Source organism: Leclercia sp. 29361, from assembly GCF_011290365.1.
Taxonomy (GTDB): Bacteria; Pseudomonadota; Gammaproteobacteria; order Enterobacterales; family Enterobacteriaceae; genus Enterobacter; species Enterobacter tamurae.
The window spans coordinates 3,901,199-3,917,595 of record NZ_CP049786.1 but is presented as its reverse complement, the minus strand read 5'-3'; the positions used below and the strand labels follow the sequence as shown (position 1 = coordinate 3,917,595).

At 57.0% G+C, this 16,397-nt stretch carries 12 protein-coding genes; 9 read left to right on the top strand and 3 right to left on the bottom strand.

Going from position 1 to position 16,397, the window contains the following annotated elements; translation table 11 throughout:
• Positions 1 to 23 precede the first annotated feature (23 nt).
• Positions 24 to 1,163, top strand: coding sequence for a glycerate kinase (locus tag G7090_RS18705; RefSeq protein ID WP_166183776.1), 1,140 nt, complete (start codon positions 24 to 26; stop codon positions 1,161 to 1,163).
• Between the two features lie 59 nt (positions 1,164 to 1,222).
• Here G7090_RS18705 and barA read toward each other — a convergent pair whose 3' ends face one another.
• A complete protein-coding gene (gene barA, locus G7090_RS18700) occupies positions 1,223 to 3,982 on the bottom strand; it encodes a two-component sensor histidine kinase BarA (RefSeq protein ID WP_166183773.1) in 2,760 nt (919 codons plus the stop codon).
• A 57-nt stretch (positions 3,983 to 4,039) separates the two neighbouring features.
• Here barA and rlmD point away from each other — a divergent pair, with 57 nt between their 5' ends.
• The 5 genes from rlmD (at position 4,040) to eno (ending at position 11,729) form a co-directional block, all read left to right on the top strand.
• Complete coding sequence (gene rlmD, locus G7090_RS18695; RefSeq protein WP_166183771.1) at positions 4,040 to 5,338, top strand: 23S rRNA (uracil(1939)-C(5))-methyltransferase RlmD; 1,299 nt, start codon at positions 4,040 to 4,042, stop codon at positions 5,336 to 5,338.
• Between the two features lie 52 nt (positions 5,339 to 5,390).
• The gene (gene relA, locus G7090_RS18690) at positions 5,391 to 7,628 is read left to right on the top strand and encodes a GTP diphosphokinase (RefSeq protein ID WP_166183769.1); all 2,238 of its coding nucleotides are present in this window, start codon (positions 5,391 to 5,393) and stop codon (positions 7,626 to 7,628) included.
• A 70-nt stretch (positions 7,629 to 7,698) separates the two neighbouring features.
• Entirely contained in the window at positions 7,699 to 8,490 is a 792-nt protein-coding gene (gene mazG, locus G7090_RS18685; RefSeq protein WP_166183767.1) for a nucleoside triphosphate pyrophosphohydrolase, read from the top strand.
• Between the two features lie 224 nt (positions 8,491 to 8,714).
• Positions 8,715 to 10,352, top strand: a complete 1,638-nt coding sequence (pyrG, locus tag G7090_RS18680) for a glutamine hydrolyzing CTP synthase (RefSeq protein WP_166183765.1) — start codon at positions 8,715 to 8,717, stop codon at positions 10,350 to 10,352.
• 81 nt (positions 10,353 to 10,433) lie between these two features.
• Positions 10,434 to 11,729: a phosphopyruvate hydratase gene (gene eno, locus G7090_RS18675; RefSeq protein ID WP_106994461.1), complete on the top strand. Its 1,296-nt coding sequence runs from the start codon at positions 10,434 to 10,436 to the stop codon at positions 11,727 to 11,729.
• A 56-nt stretch (positions 11,730 to 11,785) separates the two neighbouring features.
• Here eno and G7090_RS18670 read toward each other — a convergent pair whose 3' ends face one another.
• Positions 11,786 to 12,610, bottom strand: coding sequence for a MurR/RpiR family transcriptional regulator (locus G7090_RS18670; RefSeq protein ID WP_166183763.1), 825 nt, complete (start codon positions 12,608 to 12,610; stop codon positions 11,786 to 11,788).
• Positions 12,611 to 12,776: 166 nt separating this feature from the next.
• On the opposite strand from G7090_RS18670, the gene G7090_RS18665 reads away from it, so the two are divergent.
• Genes G7090_RS18665 through queE form a run of 3 tightly spaced genes read left to right on the top strand, consistent with a single transcriptional unit; the run spans position 12,777 to position 15,766 of the window.
• Entirely contained in the window at positions 12,777 to 14,333 is a 1,557-nt protein-coding gene (locus G7090_RS18665; RefSeq protein WP_166183760.1) for a maltose/glucose-specific PTS transporter subunit IIC, read from the top strand.
• On the top strand, positions 14,333 to 15,040 hold the full coding sequence (locus G7090_RS18660; RefSeq protein WP_166183758.1) for an N-acetylmannosamine-6-phosphate 2-epimerase: 708 nt from the start codon (positions 14,333 to 14,335) through the stop codon (positions 15,038 to 15,040). Before G7090_RS18665 ends, G7090_RS18660 begins: the two co-directional genes overlap by 1 nt.
• A 54-nt stretch (positions 15,041 to 15,094) precedes the next feature.
• Entirely contained in the window at positions 15,095 to 15,766 is a 672-nt protein-coding gene (queE, locus tag G7090_RS18655; protein ID WP_166183755.1) for a 7-carboxy-7-deazaguanine synthase QueE, read from the top strand.
• A gap of 54 nt (positions 15,767 to 15,820) precedes the next feature.
• Here the strand turns inward: queE and queD are convergent, their stop codons facing one another.
• Complete coding sequence (gene queD / locus G7090_RS18650; RefSeq protein ID WP_166183753.1) at positions 15,821 to 16,183, bottom strand: 6-carboxytetrahydropterin synthase QueD; 363 nt, start codon at positions 16,181 to 16,183, stop codon at positions 15,821 to 15,823.
• Positions 16,184 to 16,397: the final 214 nt, after the last annotated feature.

The following is a 16,397-nucleotide window of genomic DNA, read 5'->3' as shown; positions in this document are numbered from 1 at the left end:
GTCAACATGCGTAAGGACGGCTTATGAAGATTGTTATCGCACCGGACTCTTATAAAGAGAGCCTGAGTGCCCTGGCTGTGGCGACGGCGATAGAGCAGGGATTTTGCGAGATTTTCCCGACGGCAGAGTACGTCAAACTGCCGGTCGCCGATGGCGGTGAAGGCACTGTGGAAGCGATGGTGGCTGCCACTCAGGGAGACATTATTCAGGTGCGGGTAACGGGGCCGCTCGGCGGGCATGTTGACGGTTTTTATGGCCGCTCCGGTGATGGCAAAAGCGCGTTTATCGAGATGGCGGCGGCCAGCGGTCTGGAGCTGGTGCCCCCGGCCCAGCGTAATCCGCTGAAAACCACCTCCTGGGGAACCGGGGAGCTGATCCGTCATGCGCTGGATGCGGGCGTGAAACATATCATCATTGGCATTGGCGGCAGCGCCACTAACGATGGCGGGGCAGGGATGGTGCAGGCGCTGGGCGCGAAGCTGCTGGACGAGCAGAGCAACGCCCTGGGTGCCGGTGGCGGTGAGCTGGAGAAACTGGCGCGCATCGACATCAGCGGTCTGGATAAACGGCTGACAGCCTGCCGGATTGAAGTCGCCTGCGACGTCACCAATCCCCTGACCGGGGACAACGGTGCCAGCGCCGTGTTTGGTCCGCAGAAGGGGGCGACCCCGGAGATGATTACGCGCCTCGATGGCGCGCTGACGCACTATGCGCGGATCATTGCCCGCGATCTGGATGTCGACGTCCTCGGGCTGGCCGGCGGCGGTGCTGCGGGCGGTATGGGGGCGGCGTTATACGCTTTTTGCGGCGCGCAATTGCGCCAGGGCATTGAGATTGTGACCGATGCTCTCAACCTCGACAGCCTGGTGGCCGATGCCGATCTGGTGATCACCGGGGAAGGGCGAATCGACAGCCAGACCATTCATGGCAAAGTCCCGGTGGGAGTGGCGAAGATCGCCAAACGCCACAATAAGCCGGTGATCGGCCTCGCGGGCAGCCTGACGGCGGATGTCGGCGTGGTGCACGATCATGGCATCGATGCGGTATTTAGTGTGATCTACACCATCTGCACGCTGGAGGAGGCGCTGGAAGACGCCGCAGAAAACGTGCGGATGGCGGCAAGGAATATCGCGGCGGTGCTGAAGGTGGGGATGGAGGTGTAACCCCTCACCCTAACCCTCTCCCCAAAGGGGAGAGGGGATCGTCCGTGCGCATACTTTTGCTATAAGCCCAGCACTTTCATTGCTTCCCGCGTGACGTTATCCATCTCATCCAGCAGCTCCAGGAACTCCGGTTCCAGCTCGCTTTCCGGCGTCCCTGAACGCAGCTGCTGCTCCAGCAGATGACATAGATTTTTCAGGCGCGGCACCCCACTGTACCCGCAGCTGCCGTGCAGCTTATGGATCGCATCAACGAGGTCTTCCGGATTTTCACCTACCAGCTGCTCCTCCACCTTATTGCGGATCTCAGGCAGGAAGGCTACCAGCATCTGCAGCATCTCCCGCGCGAGGTCGTTTTTGCCCGCCGCCTGACGCAGCGCCAGCTGCCAGTCGAGGGTGGCATTGTCGTTAACCGTGATGTCGGCGGCTTCCGCAGGGGCGATCCAGCTGCCTGCCGTCGGGCCGGGCTTGTAGCGCAGCAGCAGACTGTGCAGCTTCTCTTCTTCAATCGGTTTTGCCAGATAGTCGTTCATCCCGGCGCTTAACAGCTTCTCTTTCTGGCCCGCCATCGCGTGCGCAGTCACGGCGATCACCGGCGTTTGCTGCTGATGGGGGAGCTGGCGGATCAGCTCGCAGGCGCGGATCCCGTCCATGCCGGGCATCTGAATATCCATCATGATCAGGTCAAACTGCATCTGCTTCGCGCGCTCAACGGCCTGCAGGCCGCTCTCGCACAGTTCGACATGCTGAACCTGATCCTCCAGCAGGGCGCCGATCAGCTTCAGGTTGGCCGGGTTATCATCCACCGCCATCACGGTCATCGGCAGCTTGCTCTCATCGACAACGATCGGCGCAGCGGAATGGTTCAGACGGCAGTATTCGGTCAGGGTCGGCAGCAGGCGCGTGGCGGTGAGCGGCTTCAGCAGACAGGCGGCCGCCCCGTCGTGTTTCAGCTCTTCGGCGTTAATCTGCGCATGGCACGGCAGGGCCAGCAGCAGGTAGTCGGTCATCGAGGCCGCTTTCGCCATCCGCTCCTGCTGCATGGTCAGCTCGCCGGTAAAGGTCACCGGGATGCCCATCAGCAGTATGTCGTAGTGCTCAACCGGCAGCGCGGAGAAGGCCGGGCTGTAAACCACCTCCAGCGGGGTGGTGCTTAATACGTCCAGCGTGCTTTGCGCCGCGGCGGCATTGGGCTCCACGTACGCCAGTCGTTTACCCTGTAGACACTCCATCCCCGGCCGGTCGATCAGAACATTCGGGTTCAGGTCGAGGTTGATATGGAACCAGAAGGTCGAGCCGCGGTTAGGCTGGCTGTGGAAGGAGATATCGCCCCCCATCTCGTTCACCAGTTTCTGGGTGATCACCAGCCCCAGGCCGGTGCCGCCATGACGCCGTGAAATACTGGCGTCGGCCTGGCGGAAGGCCTGGAACAGCCGCGACTGATCGCGCTCGGGAATACCAATCCCGGTATCGCGGATCTGCACCTCAATCTGCACCTTGGTATTGCTGATGGCGCGCTTTTCCACCAGCACGTCAATGTTACCGCTCTCGGTGAACTTGATGGCGTTACCCACCAGGTTGGTGATCACCTGCTGCAGGCGCAGCGGATCGCCAATCACGTTATCCGGCACATCATTTTTAATGTTCAGCGTCAGCTCCAGCCCTTTGTCGTGGGAGGAGTGCGCCAGCAGAGTCACCACTTCGTCCAGGGTGCTGCGCAGCGGGAACGGAATGCTCTCCAGAATCAGTTTGCCCGCCTCAAGCTTGGAGAAGTCCAGCACGTCATTGATGATCGCCAGCAGGTTGTTGGCCGACCGTTCAATGGTATGCAGGTGGTCGCGCTGGGTCGGGTTGAGCTCGGTCTTCAGGGTCAGGCGGGTAAAGCCAATCACGCCGTTGAGCGGGGTCCGCAGCTCATGGGACATGTTCGCCAGGAACTCCGACTTAATACGCGCCGCCTCCTGGGCACGCTTTTTAGCCAGATCCAGCTCGACGTTCTGGATCTCCATCTGCTCCAGGGTTTCCCGCAGATCGGAGGTGGCCTGATCGACGTTATGCTGCATCTCCTCATGGTAGGCCGCCAGCGACATCGCCATTGAGTTGATACCGTTTTTTAGCATATCCAGCTCACCAAGCATAAAGCCTTCGACGCGGCTGTCGAGCTGACCCCGGCGGATACGGTCGACGGTATTTACCATGTTGCGGATCGGGCTGGTCACGTCGCGCATCAGACGCCAGCCGAAGATCAGCGCAATGCCGATACAGAACAGCATCATCACCGTGGAGATGAAGATTTCCCGGTACTGCTGCAGCCGCACGGACTTGAGATCCAGCTCCAGCGCCACATATCCCAGCATGTTGTTATTGGGCTTGGCATCCGCTTCGGCAGATTCATCCGGTGAATAGCTTTCCGAGATGATCGGCGTGCGCAGGATCATCTTTTCGCCCTGGCGAATCACGCTCAGCCGTGTCGGGAAGGGCATGCCGGCCGGGAGCTTCAGCGTGCCCGGGTCAAGCTGGATATTGGAGGTGACAAACAGGCGATTGTGTTGGTCATACACCGAAATCGCCCGCACAATATCCGAGTGACGGCGGTGCAGGATGCTAATGAGCTGGCCGATAGACTCGCGATTTTGCAGGGTCATGCCGTACTCGCTGGAGACCGCCAGCGGCTCAATAATGCTGGCCCCCGCGTCCTCGAGCTGCCGCTGCAGGTCGTTATAACGGTGCACCACAAAGAAGGTACTCAGCAGTAAACCAATGAGTACGGTAGGGGCGAGGATCAAAATCATCATGCGCGCACGCAGGCTGTAGTTGGTCATGGAGTTCCGTTATGGGACAATTAGAGTCAATATGTTCATTTGAGATAATACCCGGCAATGGCGCAATTCTACTCTGCAAAGCGGCGCGTGACGACGCGTCAGATCATAACTGTTGATGTGACAGACCTCGATCCCTTCGGTCAGGGGGTGGCGCGCCATGATGGTAAAGCCCTGTTTATCCCCGGCCTGCTGCCCGATGAGCGTGCAGAGATCACCCTGACGGAAGAGAAACGCCAGTACGCGCGCGGGCAGGTAAAACGTCGCCTTAACGACAGCCCGCAACGTGAGAAACCGCGTTGCCCGCACTTTGGCGTCTGCGGTGGCTGCCAACAGCAGCATGCCAGCATCGCGTTACAGGAGCGCAGCAAAAGCAATGCCCTGGCGCGCCTGCTGAAGCACGACGTCAACGAGGTGATCGCCGATAAACCCTGGGGCTACCGCCGCCGGGCGCGCCTGAGCCTGAACTACCAGCCGAAAACCGCGCGTCTGGAGATGGGCTTTCGCAAGGCTAACTCCAGCGACATCGTCGACGTCAGACAGTGCCCCATTCTGGTGCCCCGTCTTGAGGCATTGCTGCCAGAAGTGCGCAAATGTCTCTCAGACCTGCAGGGCGTTCGTCACCTGGGCCACGTCGAACTGGTGCTGGCCAACAGCGGCCCGCTGATGGTGCTACGCCATACTGCACCGCTTTCGGCCAAAGATCGCGAAAAACTGGAACGCTTTTCGCATTCCCATGAGCTTGACCTTTATCTCGCCCCGCAAAGCGAGATACTTGAGCAACTGAGCGGTGAAACGCCCTGGTATGATTCAGACGGGCTACGCTTAACGTTCAGTCCGCGCGATTTCATTCAGGTCAATGATGGCGTTAACCAACAGATGGTCGCGACCGCGCTCGACTGGCTGGATATACAGCCGGATGATCGGGTGCTCGATCTGTTCTGCGGGATGGGCAACTTTACCCTGCCGCTGGCAAAACGGGCGCACAGCGTGGTCGGTGTGGAGGGCGTGGCGGCGCTGGTGGAGAAAGGACGCGACAACGCCATTCACAATGGGCTGCAAAACGTGACATTTTTTCATGAGAATCTGGAAGAGGATGTCACTCAGCAGCCCTGGGCGGCGCACGGCTTCGACAAAATCCTGCTGGATCCGGCCCGTGCAGGCGCGCCAGGCGTAATGCAGCATATTATTAAACTCGCCCCTAAACGCGTGGTCTATGTTTCCTGTAATCCGGCGACGCTTGCCCGGGACAGCGAAGCATTATTAGCGGCGGGTTACCAGATTCAGCGTCTGGCAATGCTCGATATGTTCCCGCACACTGGACATCTGGAATCAATGGCGTTGTTTGAACACAACTGATGAGTTTCGGCTTGTCGAATTCGACAGGCAAGGGTCCCTAAAGGAGAGGACAATGGTTGCGGTAAGAAGTGCACATCTCAATAAAGCTGGTGAGTTTGACCCACAAAAATGGATCGCAAGTCTGGGGATTGCCAGCCAGCAGTCGTGTGAACGCTTAACCGAAACCTGGGCTTACTGTCTGCGCACCACCAAGGGGCATCCCGATGCCGAGCTGCTGCTGTGGCGCGGCGTGGAGATGGTGGAAATCCTCTCCATGCTCAGCATGGATATCGACACCCTGCTCGCCGCCATGCTGTTCCCGCTGGCCGACGCCGAGGTGGTCTCCGAAGAGGTGCTGCGCGAAAGCGTCGGTACATCAATCGTCTCGCTGATCCACGGCGTGCGCGACATGGCGGCTATCCGCCAGCTGAAAGCCACCCACACCGACTCCGTCTCGTCCGAACAGGTCGATAACGTTCGCCGTATGCTGCTGGCCATGGTGGATGACTTCCGTTGCGTGGTGATTAAGCTCGCCGAACGCGTCGCCCATCTGCGGGAAGTGAAGGATGCGCCTGAAGATGAGCGCGTGCTGGCGGCGAAAGAGTGCACCAATATCTATGCCCCGCTGGCGAACCGTCTGGGCATCGGGCAGCTGAAATGGGAGCTGGAAGATTACTGCTTCCGCTACCTGCACCCGGCGGAATACAAACGTATTGCGAAACTGCTGCACGAACGCCGTATCGATCGTGAACACTACATCGAGGAGTTTGTCGGCGGCTTACGTCAGTCGATGAAAGAAGAGGGCGTGAAGGCTGAGGTCTATGGCCGGCCGAAGCATATCTACAGCATCTGGCGCAAAATGCAGAAGAAGCATCTCGCCTTTGATGAGCTGTTTGATGTGCGCGCCGTGCGTATCGTCGCCGAGCGTCTGCAGGACTGCTACGCCGCGCTGGGGATTGTTCACACCCACTTCCGCCACATGCCGGATGAGTTTGACGACTACGTCGCCAACCCGAAACCGAACGGCTACCAGTCGATCCATACCGTGGTACTGGGGCCGGGCGGTAAACCGGTGGAGATCCAGATCCGCACCAAACAGATGCACGAGGAGTCCGAGCTCGGCGTCGCCGCGCACTGGAAGTACAAAGAGGGCACCTCAGGCGGGGCGCGCTCCGGTCACGAAGATCGCATCGCCTGGCTGCGTAAGCTGATTGCGTGGCAGGAAGAGATGGCCGACTCCGGCGAAATGCTCGACGAAGTGCGCAGCCAGGTCTTTGACGACCGGGTCTACGTCTTTACGCCGAAAGGCGACGTGGTTGACCTCCCGGCAGGCTCAACGCCGCTCGACTTCGCCTACCACATTCACAGCGACGTGGGGCACCGCTGCATCGGGGCTAAAATTGGCGGACGCATCGTGCCGTTTACCTATCAGCTGCAGATGGGCGATCAGGTGGACATCATCACCCAGAAGCAGCCGAACCCGAGCCGCGACTGGCTCAACCCGAACCTGGGCTACATCACCACCAGCCGCGGACGCTCCAAGATCCACGCCTGGTTCCGCAAGCAGGATCGTGACAAGAACATCCTGGCCGGTCGTCAGATCCTCGACGACGAGCTGGAGCATCTGGGCATCCACCTGAAAGAGGCGGAGAAGCAGCTGCTGCCGCGCTACAACTTCAATGAGCTGGATGAGCTGCTGGCCGCTATCGGCGGCGGGGATATTCGTCTTAACCAGATGGTGAATTTCCTGCAGGCGCAGTTCAACAAACCGAGCGCGGCTGAGCAGGATGCAGCGGCGCTGAAACAGCTGCAGCAGAAGAGCTATACCCCACAGCACCGCAGCAAAGAAAAAGACAATGGCCGGGTGGTTGTGGAGGGCGTCGGGAATCTGATGCACCACATTGCCCGCTGCTGCCAGCCGATCCCGGGAGACGAGATCGTCGGCTTCATCACCCAGGGGCGCGGGATCTCTATCCACCGCGCGGACTGCGATCAGCTGGACGATTTACAGTCTCATGCGCCGGAACGAATCGTCGATGCGGTGTGGGGCGAAAGTTACTCCGCGGGCTATTCGCTGGTGGTGCGGGTGTCGGCCAACGATCGCAGCGGCCTGCTGCGCGATATCACCACTATTCTGGCCAACGAAAAGGTGAACGTGCTGGGCGTTGCCAGCCGCAGCGACACCCGTCAGCAGCTCGCCACCATCGATATGACCATCGAAATTTATAACCTGCAGGTGCTGGGCCGGGTGCTCGGCAAGCTGAACCAGGTGCCGGATGTGATAGACGCCCGTCGTCTTCACGGCGGGTAAGATTACCATCTTTTGTAGGCCGGGTAAGGCGCAGCCGCCACCCGGCGTTACCGATTTAACAGGATAAGACATGACCCAAATCGACCGCCTGCTCGGCATTATGCAACGTCTGCGCGACCCGGAAACCGGCTGTCCGTGGGACAAAGAGCAGACTTTCGCCACCATCGCCCCCTACACCCTGGAAGAGGCCTACGAGGTGCTGGATGCCATCTCCCGGGAAGATTTTGACGATCTGCGCGGCGAACTGGGCGACCTGCTGTTCCAGGTGGTGTTCTATGCGCAGATGGCGCAGGAAGAGGGGCGCTTTGATTTCAACGACATCTGCGCCGCCATCAGCGATAAGCTGGAGCGCCGTCACCCGCATATCTTTGGCGATGCCACCGCGGAAAACAGTACCGACGTGCTGGCCCGCTGGGAGCAAATCAAAAGCGCGGAACGGGCTGAAAAATCCCAGCATTCAGCGCTGGACGATATCCCGTTAAGCCTGCCAGCGCTGATGCGTGCGCATAAGATTCAGAAACGCTGCTCGACGGTGGGGTTTGACTGGACCTCTTTAGGCCCGGTACTCGACAAAGTGCATGAAGAGATCGACGAAGTGATGCACGAAGCGCAGCAGGCGGTAGTGGACCAGGAGAAGGTGGAAGAGGAGATGGGGGATCTGCTGTTTGCCACCGTCAATCTCTCCCGTCATTTAGGGGTTAAAGCCGAAGTGGCGCTGCAAAAAGCCAACCTCAAATTCGAACGCCGCTTCCGGGAAGTGGAGCGTATTATCGCGGCCCGCGGGCTGGAAATGACCGGCGTGGACCTCGATGCGATGGAAGAAGTGTGGCAGGAAGTAAAACGCCAGGAATCTGATCTCTAACGGGTTTTTGCGATCAAGCGCAATTTGTGTGATTTTTTAAATGACAAGCGCTTGATTTGCGTCAAAAACATTTACCCAAAAGGGGCTATTTTCTCACTCCCTATATGAGTCAAAGCCTGAGACAGGAGACGGAGAATGAAAGTTTGTGGCGCTCGCCGTGTTCGGGTATACTACTTTCCCGTCCTGGTTATTCCATCGTTTCACCCTAACTTCTCAGGTTCAGCATGACAACGAACTATATTTTTGTGACCGGCGGGGTTGTATCCTCTCTGGGTAAAGGCATTGCCGCAGCCTCCCTCGCAGCCATTCTTGAAGCCCGTGGCCTCAATGTGACCATGATGAAGCTGGATCCGTACATCAACGTCGATCCAGGTACCATGAGCCCGATCCAACACGGGGAAGTGTTCGTTACTGAAGACGGCGCTGAAACCGATCTGGACCTGGGTCACTACGAGCGCTTTATTCGCACCAAAATGACCCGTCGTAACAACTTCACGACCGGCCGTATCTACTCCGACGTTCTGCGCAAAGAGCGCCGTGGCGACTATCTGGGCGCTACCGTTCAGGTTATCCCGCACATCACCAACGCCATTAAAGAGCGTGTTCTGGCGGGGGGCGAAGGTCACGACGTGGTGCTGGTAGAGATCGGCGGTACGGTCGGTGATATCGAATCCCTGCCGTTCCTGGAAGCGATTCGTCAGCTGGCGGTGGATATCGGTCGTGAACACGCGCTGTTCATGCACCTGACCCTGGTGCCATACATGGCTGCCGCAGGTGAAGTGAAAACCAAACCGACCCAGCACTCTGTGAAAGAGCTGCTCTCCATCGGTATTCAGCCTGACATTCTGGTTTGCCGCTCCGATCGTGCGGTTCCGGCCAACGAACGTGCGAAAATTGCATTGTTCTGTAACGTGCCAGAAAAAGCTGTTATTTCAATGAAAGATGTCGATTCCATTTATAAAATCCCGGGCCTGTTGAAATCACAGGGCCTCGACGATTATATTTGTAAACGATTCAGCTTGAACTGTCCGGACGCAAACCTGTCAGAATGGGAACAGGTGATTTACGAAGAAGCGAACCCGGCAGGCGAAGTGACTATCGGTATGGTCGGCAAGTACATTGAACTGCCGGACGCCTATAAGTCAGTTATCGAAGCGCTGAAACACGGTGGTCTGAAGAACCGCGTGACCGTCAACATCAAGCTGATTGATTCACAGGATGTTGAAACCCGCGGTGTCGAAATTCTGAAAGATCTGGATGCTATTCTGATCCCTGGCGGCTTCGGCTACCGTGGTGTTGAAGGCAAGATCGCTACCGCACGCTATGCGCGTGAAAACAATATTCCTTACCTCGGCATTTGCCTGGGTATGCAGGTTGCGCTGATTGAATTCGCCCGCAACGTGGTGGGGATGGAAAACGCGAACTCTACGGAATTTGTGCCAGACTGTAAGTACCCTGTTGTGGCGCTTATCACCGAATGGCGCGACGAAGAAGGTAACGTCGAAGTCCGTACCGAGAAGAGCGATCTGGGTGGCACGATGCGTCTGGGTGCACAGGCTTGTCAGCTCTCTGACGACAGCCTGGTTCGCCAGATGTACGGTGCGCCGACAATCACTGAACGCCATCGTCACCGTTATGAAGTCAACAACCTGCTGTTGAAACAAATTGAAGCTGCGGGTCTGCGTATTGCGGGCCGCTCCGGGGATGATCAGTTGGTCGAGATCATCGAAGTGCCGAACCACCCATGGTTCGTCGCCTGTCAGTTCCACCCGGAATTTACTTCTACGCCGCGTGATGGACATCCGCTGTTTGCTGGCTTTGTGAAAGCCGCCAGTGAGTTCCAGAAGCGTCAGGCGAAGTAAGAAAAGTTAGAACGGCAGCGCGTACAAAGGTACGCGCTGTTTGTCTGGAGTTTTAGTTTAACTTGTACTGAGGAAAATCTAATGTCCAAAATCGTTAAAGTCATCGGTCGTGAAATCATCGACTCCCGTGGTAACCCGACTGTTGAAGCCGAAGTACACCTGGAAGGTGGTTTCGTCGGTATGGCAGCTGCGCCGTCAGGTGCTTCTACTGGTTCCCGCGAAGCGCTGGAACTGCGCGATGGCGACAAATCCCGTTTCCTGGGCAAAGGCGTAACCAAAGCTGTTGGCGCGGTTAACGGCCCAATTGCACAGGCAATCCTTGGCAAAGACGCCAAAGACCAGGCTGGCATCGATAAAATCATGATCGATCTGGACGGTACTGAAAACAAATCTAACTTCGGTGCGAACGCAATCCTGGCTGTTTCTCTGGCGAACGCCAAAGCAGCAGCGGCTTCTAAAGGTCAGCCACTGTTCGAACACATCGCTGAACTGAACGGCACTCCAGGCAAATACTCTATGCCAGTTCCGATGATGAACATCATCAACGGCGGCGAGCACGCAGACAACAACGTTGATATTCAGGAATTTATGATTCAGCCAGTTGGCGCGAAATCCCTGAAAGAAGCAGTACGTATGGGTTCTGAAGTGTTCCACAACCTGGCTAAAGTTCTGAAAGCTAAAGGTATGAACACTGCAGTAGGTGACGAAGGTGGTTATGCACCTAACCTGGGCTCCAACGCCGAAGCACTGGCTGTAATCGCTGAAGCGGTTAAAGCAGCAGGCTACGAGCTGGGCACCGACATCACCCTGGCGATGGACTGTGCAGCATCTGAATTCTACAAAGACGGTAAATACGTTCTGGCTGGCGAAGGCAACAAAGCCTTCACCTCTGAAGAGTTCACTCACTTCCTGGAAGACCTGACCAAACAGTACCCAATCGTTTCTATCGAAGACGGTCTGGACGAGTCTGACTGGGATGGTTTCGCATACCAGACCAAAGTACTGGGCGACAAAATCCAGCTGGTTGGTGACGATCTGTTCGTAACCAACACCAAGATCCTGAAAGAAGGTATCGAGAAAGGCATCGTTAACTCCATCCTGATCAAATTCAACCAGATCGGTTCTCTGACCGAAACTCTGGCTGCGATCAAAATGGCGAAAGACGCTGGCTACACTGCCGTTATCTCTCACCGTTCAGGCGAAACTGAAGACGCTACCATCGCTGACCTGGCTGTTGGTACCGCTGCTGGCCAGATCAAAACCGGTTCTATGAGCCGTTCTGACCGTGTTGCTAAATACAACCAGCTGATTCGTATCGAAGAAGCGCTGGGCGAAAAAGCACCATACAACGGCCGTAAAGAGATCAAAGGTCAGTAATTCTGAGCCTTAATCTTTAGAAAAAACCCGCTTCGGCGGGTTTTTTTATGCCTGCGTTAAAGCAGCAGGGGCAGGGTAGCGCTGGCGGTTTGCAGGCTGGCGTCGCCGTAGCGGTTGTCCAGGGAGATGAGCGTGGTGGCAAGCAGCTCCACCAAAAGCATCACCCCTACTTTGGCATTCATCGCCCCGGCGCTGAGCGGGCCTTCGGGTTTTGCCGCAACCAGCTGCATATCGCTGATTGAAGCCAGCGGGCTGCGCGGCGTATTGCTGAGAGCCAGCACGCGTGCTCCACGTTTACGCGCAAGTTTCACTACGTGCAGCAGATCGCGGGTTGATCCTGAGCTCGAAATCGCCACCACCAGATCCTCTTTACCCAGTGTGGTTGCGCTCATCGAGGCGCGGTGCATGTCGCTCAACAGCTGCGCAGGTTTACCCAGACGCAGCAGTTTGTAGTGCAGATAGTCACCCAGAATGGCACTTGCCGCCACGCCGTAGATATAAACCGAACGCGCCTGATGCAGTGCCTGAGCGGCCTGCAGCAGCATATCCCTGTCAAGCAGCCGGGCGGTATCCCGCAGCGCCAGAACGGACTCTTCCACGACCTCATCCACCCGATCGCCCTGCGCAACCGGTGCCTGGTCACGCTGAACGTCCAGCGCCAGCGCCATCTTGAACTCCGTATAGCCTTTACAACCCAGCGTGCGACAAAGTCTGGTTACGCTTGCCTCGCTGGTTTCGCTCTCACGCGCCAGTTCGGTAATGGTGAAATAGAGCACTTTTGCCGGATCGCTTAAGACGAACTCGCCCAGTTTTTGCTGGGTCGGACTATAGCCAGAGACACCCTGTCGCAGCCTCAGCAGCAGATTTTCATTTTCTGACATGCAAAATCCTTAATGCGTTTCTCTGTGGGCTAGTGTGGCGGAAAGCGGGGGCGAGACGCCAGACATTTTAAAAAAGTATGATCGCTCTCCAGGTTATTGGTGATAATTTTCACTTCATGTTTTAAATATGGTAAAAATTTTCATCAAATAATTGGGGAGTGAAAAAATGATGCAACTGTTTAGCGGCGCCTCATCGGGCGCATGGTTTGAAAAAGCCCAGCGCTTTGGCAAATCCTTTATGTTACCCATTGCCGTGCTGCCCGCTGCGGGTCTGCTGTTAGGCATTGGCGGCGCACTGTCGAATCCCAATACCCTCGCGGCCTACCCCTTCCTGGATGTGAGCTGGCTACAGGCAATATTCACTATCATGAGCAGCGCCGGCTCGATTGTCTTTGCCAATCTCTCGGTGCTTTTTGCCGTGGGGGTGGCCGTGGGGCTGGCGAAAACCGATAAGGGCACTGCGGGCCTGGCGGCACTGCTGGCGTTCCTGGTAATGAATGCCACCATTAACGCCCTGCTGATCCTTAATGGCACTCTGGCGCAGGAGAACCCCGGCGCGGTGGGGCAGGGGATGACGCTGGGTATTCAGACCCTGGAAACCGGCGTCTTTGGCGGGGTGGTCATCGGGCTGGTAACCTGTACCTTGCACCATCGGTTTAACAAAATTGCCCTGCCGCAATTTCTCGGTTTCTTTGGCGGGTCACGCTTTGTCCCTATTATCAGCTCGCTGGCGGCGATACTGGTGGGCGCGATCATGACCGTCGTCTGGCCGCACTTTCAGAAGCTGATTTTTGGCCTCGGCGGTCTGGTCGATGCGACCGGGTATCTGGGCACCTTCCTGTACGGCTTTATCCTGCGCATGCTCGGTCCCTTCGGCCTGCATCACATTTTCTATCTGCCCTTCTGGACCACCGCCCTCGGCGGCAGCGAGATCGTCAACGGTCAGCTGATTGAAGGTACACAGCGCATCTTCTTTGCCCAGCTCGCCGACCCGAATACCCAGCAGTTCTACGCGGGCACCTCGCGCTTCATGTCCGGACGCTTTATTACCATGATGTTTGGCCTGATCGGTGCTTGTCTGGCGATGTATCACACGGCAAAGCCTGAAAATAAAAAGCGGGTCGCGGGGCTGCTGCTTTCGGCGGCGCTGACCTCTTTCCTGACCGGTATCACCGAGCCTATCGAGTTCTCCTTCCTCTTCATCGCCCCGGTGCTGTACGTCATCCACGCACTGTTCGACGGGCTGGCCTTTATGCTCGCCCATATTCTGCACATCACCATAGGGCAGACCTTCTCAGGCGGTTTTATCGATTTCGTTCTGTTCGGCATTCTGCAGGGCGAAGCCAAAACCCACTGGCTGTACGTGCCGCTGGTCGGGGTTCCCTGGTTCTTCCTGTACTACTTCACCTTCCGCTTCCTGATTAACCGTTTCGATTTTGCGACCCCGGGCCGGGAGAAAGAGGCCGTAGCAGAAACTGCGCTTCCTCAAAGCGAACGGGCGAAGGCGATCATTGAGGGCCTGGGCGGCAGGGAGAACGTGGACGAGGTGGACTGCTGCGCCACACGTTTACGCGTGACGGTGAAAGACGGCGGCAAAGTGAACGAAACCATGCTCAAGGCAACCGGCGCTCGCGGCGTGATCCTGCGGGGCAATGGCGTACAGGTTATCTACGGTCCGCATGTCACCATCATCAAAAATGAAGTTGAAGAGATCTTATCGTAATGAAAAATGTACTGGATATTTTGAAAGGTAAGCTGATCGTCTCCTGTCAGGCGCTGGATAACGAACCCTTACACAGCCCGTTTATTATGGCGCGCATGGCGCTGGCGGCGGCGCAGGGCGGGGCGGTGGCCATCCGCGCCAACAGCGTCGTGGACATCGAGGCCATCAAAAAACAGGTTTCGCTGCCGGTGATCGGCATTATCAAGCGCGACTATCCGGACAGCGAGGTATTTATTACCGCCACGCTGCGGGAGGTGGATGAACTGATGGCCGTAAAACCGGAGATTATCGCTCTTGATGCTACCGCGCGTCCGCGTCCCGGCGGCCAGACGCTCGCCGGGCTGATGACAGCGATCCGGGCGCAATACCCATCCCAACTGCTGATGGCGGATATCGCCACGGTAGAGGAGGCGAAAACCGCCCAGGCGCTGGGTTTTGACTGCGTGGGCACCACGCTCTATGGCTATACGGCCGACACCGCAGGCCATAAGCTGAAAGAGCGGGAGTGCGAGTTTCTGCGGGAGGTCGTCGCGGCGGTCACCATCCCGGTGGTGGCCGAAGGCAACGTCGAAACACCGGAGCTGGCTGCCCGCTGTCTTGAGTCAGGCGCGTATACGGTGGTAGTAGGCGGGGCGATCACGCGCCCACAGCAGATTACGGCGCGATTTGTTGGTGCAATCGAGGCACAGAGCACCGATCGGGCATGATCCTGGGCCGGGGATCTGCGATACTTAACGTTTATCCCCTTCTTTGAGATGACTATGCAGTACCCGATTAACGAGATGTTCCAGACCCTGCAAGGCGAGGGTTACTTCACTGGCGTTCCCGCTATCTTCATTCGTCTGCAGGGATGCCCGGTGGGTTGTGCCTGGTGTGATACCAAACATACCTGGGAAACGCTTAGCGATCGGGAAGTGTCACTGTTCAGCATTCTGGCCAAAACCAAAGAGAGCGACAAATGGGGCGCGGCGAACCCGGAAGATCTGCTGGCCATTATTGGTCGTCAGGGCTGGACCGCGCGTCACGTGGTGATCACCGGCGGTGAGCCCTGCATCCATGACCTGATCCCGCTGACCTCGCTGCTCGAAAAAAACGGCTTTAGCTGCCAGATTGAGACCAGCGGCACCCACGAAGTGCGCTGCTCCCACACCACCTGGGTCACCGTGTCGCCAAAAGTGAATATGCGCGGCGGTTACAATGTGCTGTCCCAGGCGCTGGAGCGTGCCGATGAGATTAAGCACCCGGTAGGCCGCGTTCGTGATATCGAAGCGCTGGATGAACTGCTGGAGACGCTGACCGATGACAAACAGCGCGTTATTGCGCTGCAGCCGATCAGCCAGAAAGAGGACGCCACGCGTCTGTGCATTGAGACCTGTATTGCGCGCAACTGGCGTCTGTCGATGCAGACGCACAAGTACCTGAATATCGCCTGAAAAAAAGCCCGGTGGCGCGCACGCTTACCGGGCTTATAACGCTTGCCTGATTGATTACCCGCGATAGACACAACCTGCCGTGCAGGTCTCTTTGATCATCACCGCGCTCAGCAGTGGCACCAGCGGTTTAATCTCATCCCAGATCCATTTCGCCAGCACTTCGCTGGTCGGATTTTCCAGTCCCGGAATATCATTCAGATAGAAGTGATCGAGGCGATCATAGGTCGGCTTAAACGCGGCCTTCAGCTCGGCAAAATCCATGATCCAACCGGTATGCGGATCGACGTCACCCGTGATCTCCAGACGCACCATAAAGGAGTGCCCGTGCAGGCGACCACATTTATGGCCTTCCGGGACATGAGGGAGATGGTGGGCGGCTTCGAAGATGAAATCTTTAAACAGTGTGGTGGACATCATGAACTCTCAAGAATGCGGAAAAAACCGCCGCATAATACCGGAAAGCACCTTTTTTATCATTACCTAAAACGGCCCTTACCACCCGATACGCTTTGGGTGGGCAGTAACCTTATTTTTATCTTTTATTTTCATGAAGTTAATTAATCGTTTTTATTGTTAACAACGATAGCAAAAACAGGTTAGTCCATTTGGTTATTTATTATTTCCATCCCGT